At 70.5% G+C, this 6,520-nt stretch carries 6 protein-coding genes, 1 tRNA gene and 2 pseudogenes; 6 read left to right on the top strand and 3 right to left on the bottom strand.

The features are described 5' to 3' along the window. The 3 genes and pseudogenes from ACZ4UV_RS51940 to ACZ4UV_RS51950 form a co-directional block, all read left to right on the top strand. Positions 1-95 (top strand): annotated as a pseudogene (locus ACZ4UV_RS51940) (Hsp20/alpha crystallin family protein); the annotation flags it as partial. A 101-nt stretch (positions 96-196) separates the two neighbouring features. After that, entirely contained in the window at positions 197-592 is a 396-nt protein-coding gene (locus ACZ4UV_RS51945; protein ID WP_467850230.1) for a DUF2267 domain-containing protein, read from the top strand. A 66-nt stretch (positions 593-658) separates the two neighbouring features. Further along, positions 659-1,096: a DUF2267 domain-containing protein gene (locus ACZ4UV_RS51950; protein ID WP_451023384.1), complete on the top strand. Its 438-nt coding sequence runs from the start codon at positions 659-661 to the stop codon at positions 1,094-1,096. Between the two features lie 374 nt (positions 1,097-1,470). On the opposite strand, the gene ACZ4UV_RS51955 is transcribed toward ACZ4UV_RS51950, so the two are convergent. The 3 genes from ACZ4UV_RS51955 to ACZ4UV_RS51965 all read right to left on the bottom strand — a co-directional run bounded on the left by ACZ4UV_RS51955 (position 1,471) and on the right by ACZ4UV_RS51965 (position 3,252). Then, positions 1,471-1,547: transfer RNA gene (locus ACZ4UV_RS51955), tRNA-Met, on the bottom strand. A 207-nt stretch (positions 1,548-1,754) separates the two neighbouring features. Beyond that, positions 1,755-2,435, bottom strand: coding sequence for an SMI1/KNR4 family protein (locus tag ACZ4UV_RS51960; RefSeq protein ID WP_467850233.1), 681 nt, complete (start codon positions 2,433-2,435; stop codon positions 1,755-1,757). A gap of 187 nt (positions 2,436-2,622) precedes the next feature. Next, the gene (locus ACZ4UV_RS51965) at positions 2,623-3,252 is read right to left on the bottom strand and encodes a helix-turn-helix domain-containing protein (protein ID WP_467850236.1); all 630 of its coding nucleotides are present in this window, start codon (positions 3,250-3,252) and stop codon (positions 2,623-2,625) included. A 141-nt stretch (positions 3,253-3,393) separates the two neighbouring features. On the opposite strand from ACZ4UV_RS51965, the gene ACZ4UV_RS51970 reads away from it, so the two are divergent. The 3 genes and pseudogenes from ACZ4UV_RS51970 to ACZ4UV_RS51980 all read left to right on the top strand — a co-directional run bounded on the left by ACZ4UV_RS51970 (position 3,394) and on the right by ACZ4UV_RS51980 (position 6,273). Beyond that, the gene (locus ACZ4UV_RS51970) at positions 3,394-4,452 is read left to right on the top strand and encodes an alpha/beta fold hydrolase (RefSeq protein ID WP_467850239.1); all 1,059 of its coding nucleotides are present in this window, start codon (positions 3,394-3,396) and stop codon (positions 4,450-4,452) included. A gap of 590 nt (positions 4,453-5,042) precedes the next feature. Continuing rightward, a pseudogene (gene phoU / locus ACZ4UV_RS51975) lies at positions 5,043-5,727 on the top strand (phosphate signaling complex protein PhoU). A 159-nt stretch (positions 5,728-5,886) separates the two neighbouring features. Beyond that, on the top strand, positions 5,887-6,273 hold the full coding sequence (locus ACZ4UV_RS51980; protein WP_451015682.1) for a TauD/TfdA family dioxygenase: 387 nt from the start codon (positions 5,887-5,889) through the stop codon (positions 6,271-6,273). Positions 6,274-6,520: the final 247 nt, after the last annotated feature.

Consider the following 6,520-nt stretch of genomic DNA (forward strand, 5'->3'; position numbering starts at 1 on the left):
GCGTGCTCACCCTGCGCATCCCGATCGCCGAGCGCGCCAAGCCCCGCAAGATCGCCATCGGCGTCGGATCCGGCCGCAAGGAGATCTCCGGCTGAACCGGCCCCGATGAGGGCTGAACGGCGGCGGAGGACGGGTATCTGTTCGCCCCTCCTGCCCGTCCTCCGCGCCCCTGGACCAAGGAAGGGTGACGGCCGACATGACGGTGCGACGGGAGGCGTTCCTCGCCCACGTGAAGGAGCGCGGCGAGTACGGCACCCTGCAGGAGGCCGAACGCGCGGCCCGTGTAGTGCTCGCCCTGCTGGGCGCGCATCTGGTCGGCGAGGTACGCGCCCAGCTGGCGGCGCGGCTGCCGGAAGGCTTCGCCCTGATCCTGCTCAACCCGTTGCAGAGCGCCGAGCCGCTGCCACCGGAGCGGTTCGTCCGCGCGACCGCGGCCTGGATCGAGGGTGCCACCGAGCAGACCGCCACCTGGGACGTCAGCGCCGTCCTGTCCACGGTCGCCGACGCCGCCGGCGAACATCTGCTGGGCCAGATCCTGCTCCAGCTCCCCGCAGGCTACGACCTGCTCTTCGGCCGCCCCCAGCCCACCTGACCACCCACCCACCGGTGACCGCACCCCGGCACCACGACCCCGGTGAACAGAAAGGCAACCACCGCAGTGACGTCCGACCGACCCGCACCGTTCCCGCAGCCCTACGACAGGGCGTACGAGCAGATGCTGGAGAAGGTCCGCTACGACGGCGCCTACCCCACCCGCGAGAAGGCCGAGGAAGCCGTCCGCCTGGTCCTCGCGGGACTGGGACGCCAGCTGACCGGCGAGGAACGCGTCGAACTGGCCGCCCGTCTGCCCTTCGAGGCCGCGCGCATCCTCACCGCCCAGATCCCCGACACCCAGCAGCTGACCGGCTGGGCCTTCGTCAAGGACCTCGCCGCCCGCACCGGCGCCTCTCAGGCCACGACCCGCTGGGACACCGGATCCGTCTTCTCCGCCGTCGCCGCGTGTGCAGGTCCCGACCTGATCACCCGCATCCTGCGCCAACTTCCTTCCGGCTACGCGCTGCTGTTCGGACGCGCCGAACTCACCCCCGCCGCGTAGACGCCGACGTCCGTCTCGGGGCGGCTACGACGACCGTCGCGTCGCCGTCCGCCCTGCGACTTGGGGCCCGCGAGGTGGCCTCTGTCGCCCGCTCAGCCGGACGTACCGACGAGTCGGCGCACCCGGCCGAGCACATCAGGTCCGGTAAGAACCCGGCGTCAGGGCCGCTCCCTCAACCGGGGATCGTGGGGCGGGAGGCGGACCGCGAGGAGGGCGATGTCGTCGTTACCGCCGTGCACCAGGCCGGCGAGGAGCTCGTCACAGAAGACCGCCAGCGGTTCGCCGGGCCAGGGCGGCGGCGTGCAGCCGCAGCCGGGCCAGACCGCGGTCGAGGTCTTCGCCAGGGCGTTCGATCAGGCCGTCGGGGCCGGAGTTGGTAGCGGGGACAGGATTTGAACCTGCGACCTCTGGGTTATGAGCCCAGCGAGCTACCGAGCTGCTCCACCCCGCGTCGATAGACCGCAGCCTACGGCATGCGAGTGATCCAAGCGGGCCATCACTCACTGCCGGAGTTGTACGGCACTCCAGACGTCAGTACGCCGGCCCGCCGCTGCGGCCATGAGGGGCAGGCACGAGAACGGATCTGGCGTCCTGTGGCTGAGCGCCCTACTCGGCCGGTTTGGCCAACCACGTTGCTCAGCAGCACAGGGCGTCGGGCCTACGGTGCTGACAGGGCTGTGTGCTCGGCTTTCTCCAGCCAGTCGGTGTACCAGCGGGCGAACCTCACGGGCGTACCGTCCTCGCCGAGGAGCGGGGCGAGGTCGACGTCGTCCACCCGGCAGTCGGACCAGATCGTGCCGCGGTGGCTGCCGCTGATGATCAGCCACTCCCTCTGGGCGCAACCCAGGTGGGAGATCACGATCGCGCCGGCGGTGCGCTCCGGGGCGAACATGGCCGCCCCCCACCGCTCGTCCCACGCCTCCATGGCGTCGTCGAAGTCTTCGATGTCATCGAAGTCCTCTTCCTCAGGGCACTGGGCAAGGAGTTCCTCGAGCAGCGTCGGGTCCGGACCCTGGTCGGGAAACGGCTCGGCAAGCCCCGACAGGTCGACCATCTCCGCGCCGTCGCCTTCCCAACGCCAGCGGCCCTGCACGTGTCGAACGGGGAACAGGCCGTACGCGGGACCAGCGCCACCTGCACCAACGTGAAGCAGGAAGGCTCGGTACTCCTCCGGCAGCTGCACGCCTATCTGAGCCTCGAGTTCGGCAAGCTCGCCCTGGGTGAGGGGGTCCTCCACGACCCACTTGTGCCCCAGCGCCCCGAACACCTTGCTGCCCGCAGGTCCTGCAGCCGCCGCCTCGATCCGCTGACGTACTCCCACCCACTGCTGATCAGTCATGAGCCCAGACCGTACGTGCCGGTGCTGACATCGAGGTTGCCGGGCCCACTGCCACCGCGAGAATAGCCTGGCACCCCAGTGAGGCGAAGCTCAGTAGTTGTCACCGGCAGAGCCGGATGACGTGGCGAATGAGACCAATGAAGCAGCGTGGTTGTCACCAACAAGGCACGCAGCTTGTCACAGCTGCTCACCCAGCAGCCTTTCCGTCACCAGCCCCGCGAGCAGCGGCTGGAGGGGTGCGCGGCCGTAGGCGCTCGCCCTGCGGTCCGAACATGATCAGGTACTCGACCGGACCGCCGGGGCCGGCGTTCGCCACCCCGTGCGGGGTGCGGGTGTCGAACTCGGCGACATCCCCGGGGGTCAGGATGAGGTCTTGGCCGCCGAGCGCGAGCCACAGCCGCCCGTACAGAACGCACAGCCACTCGTGGCCGTCGTGGGAGACCTGACGGGGCCGCGCGGGCGGGTCCTCGAGAGCGGGCAGGACGTGCTTGTGAGCGTGCAGACCGCCGACGTACCGGGTCAACGGCAGCACTGCCTTGTCGTCGCCGAAGCTCAGCGGCGCCGTAGCGCGCGGCGCGGCCGCGGGGGCGGGTGCGGTGCCGGTCAGTTCGTCCAGGGAGACGTCGTACTTCTTCGACAGGTGCAGCAGCACCTCCAGGGTGGGCTTGCGCCGGCCGGTCTCGATCCGGGACAGCGTGCTGGTCGAGATGCCGGTCGCACAGCTGACACCGGCGAGCGTCGCGCCGTGGTGCTCGCGCGCGGCCCGCAACCGGGGCCCCATCGCAGCCAGCGTGCCGTCCACGTCGTCGACTGCCACCTTTCCCGCTCCTTCTTGCCGTACCGCTCCACCGCCCTGTCCTGCAAGTTTGCCAGAAGGGCAAGGCTGATCGCGTCGGGCGGGTGCCGCGCCGCATGATCGGTGGGTAGCCGCGTCCGCCCGCGATCCGAGGAGAAGCCCATGCAGCCCGAGCCGACCGCCGAGCTCCGCCACCGCACCGTCGAGGCCCCGGCCGGGCGCCTGCACCTGGTCGAGCAGGGCACCGGCCCGCTGGTCCTACTCGTGCACGGCTTTCCCGAGTCCTGGTACTCCTGGCGCCGCCAGCTCCCGGCCCTTGCCGCGGCCGGCCACCGGGCGGTGGCGATCGACGTGCGCGGCTACGGCCGCTCCTCCAAGCCGGAGGCGACCGACGCCTACCGGATGCTCGACCTGGTGGAGGACAACGTCGCCGTCGTGCGCGCCCTCGGCGAGGAGAACGCGGTGGTCGTCGGCCACGACTGGGGCTCCAACATCGCCGCCGCCTCCGCCCTGCTCCACCCCGAGGTCTTCCGCGCCGTCGGCCTGCTGAGCGTCCCCTACGCGCCGCCCGGCGGCCCCCGCCCCACGGACGTCTTCGGCCGGATCGGCGGCCCTGAGCAGGAGTTCTACGTCTCCTACTTCCAGGAGCCCGGCCGCGCCGAGACGGAGATCGAGCCCGACGTCCGGGGCTGGCTCGCGGGCTTCTACGCGGCCCTGTCCGCCGACACCATGCCCGCCCAGGTCGAGCCCGACCCGCACTTCGTCACCCGCGCCGGCGGCCGGCTGCGCGACCGCTTCCCCACGGAGGTCCTCCCGGCCTGGCTGAGCGAGGACGACCTCGACGTCTACGCCGGGGAGTTCGAGCGCACCGGCCTGACCTGCGCCCTCAACCGCTACCGCAACATGGACCGCGACTGGGAAGACCTCGCCCCGCACCGCGGAGCCCCGATCAAGCAGCCGTCCCTGTTCATCGGCGGCGCCCTGGACGCCTCCACCACCTGGATGTCCGACGCCATCGACGCCCACCCCACTACCCTCCCCGCCCTGTCCGCCTCCCACCTCCTGGACGGCTGCGGCCACTGGATCCAGCAGGAGCGCCCCGACGAGGTCAACCGCCTGCTGACCGACTGGCTCGCCACCCTCCAGGGACCAACCAGGCAATCCAGGCGTAGCAGTCCGCGCACTGGCGAGGTGCCCGAGGCTGCAGCGGCGGCGCTGTGATGTACGGAGTGCGGGTCGGCTGGTCGGAGATGGAGAACCGCACAGGCTTGTCAGCCTCGTCAGGGAGCCCGGCCCGCAGCAGGACCAGGCGGGTGGTCAGCGTACGGGTTGGGGGCACGGGCAGCGAATCGCTCGGCGGCCTCCAGCCGGATCCGCTCGCGAAACGCCTGCCGTTCGGGCGTCAGCCCACCACCTTGCGGAGATCCCGCACAACCGGCATACCGCGCCGATCACACATCGTCAGCCCCTGCGGACATCACGCTTCTAAGGTCAGTAGCGCCACATTGTCTTGCCTTCCAGCGAGTTCGGTCCTGCCAATGCCCGCCCATGAGCCCGTTAGGGCGGCCCGGTGACCGACGTGAGCAGGGACAGATTGAACCGCTTCCGGGCCGAGGCGGCACTAACTGCGACCTCCGCACTTTGAGCCTACGCCCGCCCCGGCCAGCCACGACCAGACCCGGCCACCGGCGCGCCGCCCGACGACCGCAAGACCCCCTTGCGTGGCGGAACGCTGATGTCCCTGCTCGCGCGGGGTGTGGGATTCTGGCAGAGACACGGACGGGGGGCTGACCAAGGGGAGTGGGGCTCGTATGCGCGAGGCGTACCACGAGGAGCTGGCCTCGATCAGCGAGGGCCTGGTGGACATGGCGAACCGGGTCGGCTCGGCTCTGGGCCGGGCCACCGGCGCGCTGCCGGATGCCGATCTCCAGCTCGCCGAAGGCGTGATCTCCGCCCACAGCAAGGTCGAGGACCTGCAACGCGAACTGGACGACCGGGCGATCACGGTCCTGGCGCGCCAGCAGCCCGCCGCCACCGACCTTCGGGTGGTGGTCACCTCCCTGCGCATGAGCGCGGACCTGGAACGCTGCTCGGTCCTGGCCCAGCATGACGCCAAGCTGGCGCGGCTGCGCTACCCCGCCAAGCCGTTCCGCAGGACCTGCGCCGCACCATCCTGGAGATGAGCCAGCTCGCCCAGCGCCTGATGGCCCAGGCCGTCGACGCCTCGTCACCCACGACCTGGAGGCCGCGCTCCAGATGGAGCAGGACGACGACCGGATCGATGAACTGCATCGCTCGATATTCCAGCACCTGATGGACGAGCGCTGGCACCACGGCGTGGAAACTGCCGTCGACGCCACCCTGCTCGGCCGCTACTACGAGCGCTTCGCCGACCACGCCGTCTCCGTCGCCCGCCGCGTGGTCTTCCTGGTCACCGGCGAACAGGCCGAGGAACTGGCCGCCACCGCGCCCACCCCGCGCGGGCAGACCGCCTGACCGCCCTGCGCAGGCCGTCAAGGCCGGGCTAGCCCCAGATTTTCCGCCGGCCCCCGTGCGTACGGGTCCGAGGTCCGCGCCGCACGACCGAGGCCCTCCCACCGCTGCAAGGTCGTACACGGGCCCGCACTGCTCCTGGATCTTGCAGCGCGCCCCTCTGTGCCGCACGGAACAGGCGGGGAGTGCTCGATGACGGACGGCCAACGCGTCGTAGAGGACCTTCAACAGACCAGCCCCTGGGCTATCGACGCACTGGCCAGGCCGAACGCAGCCATCTACCGGTCTGGTCGCGAACAGTACTCCGGCCCCGTGATGTCCCAGGACCCCACCGGGCGCTGGCAGTTCCGCCTCCGGCTCGACTCGAACGGCCTCTTCTCAGCCGAGACTCTGCACGCTGTCACCCGGCTGCGGGAGGCCATCGCCCTGCGGACCTTCACCTTCGCCTTGAATCCAGGCCAGGGCTACATCATCGACAACTGGCGCTACCTGCACGGGCGACTCACCTTCGCCGGCGAGCGCGTCATGGTCCGGACGCTGATCAAGTAGCCAGAGCCCGCGCCCAGCAGGACCGCCCCAGAGGGACCTGCTGGGCCAGCGTGGCCACCACATGCGGATCACCACGACGTGCATCGCGGCCCGCTGAACCTCAAGGTTCTCCGCGGCGCCGACATCGCGAAGATGCCGGATACCGCGCTGGACCTAGGCAGTGTCCGGGCGATCATGAACGGAGCCAGATGACCAGGGCTGCGACGGTGACGGTGCCGAGGAAGATGTATGCGCGTTTTTCATAGCG

The sequence above is a fragment of the Streptomyces sp. NPDC028289 genome (assembly GCF_055565975.1).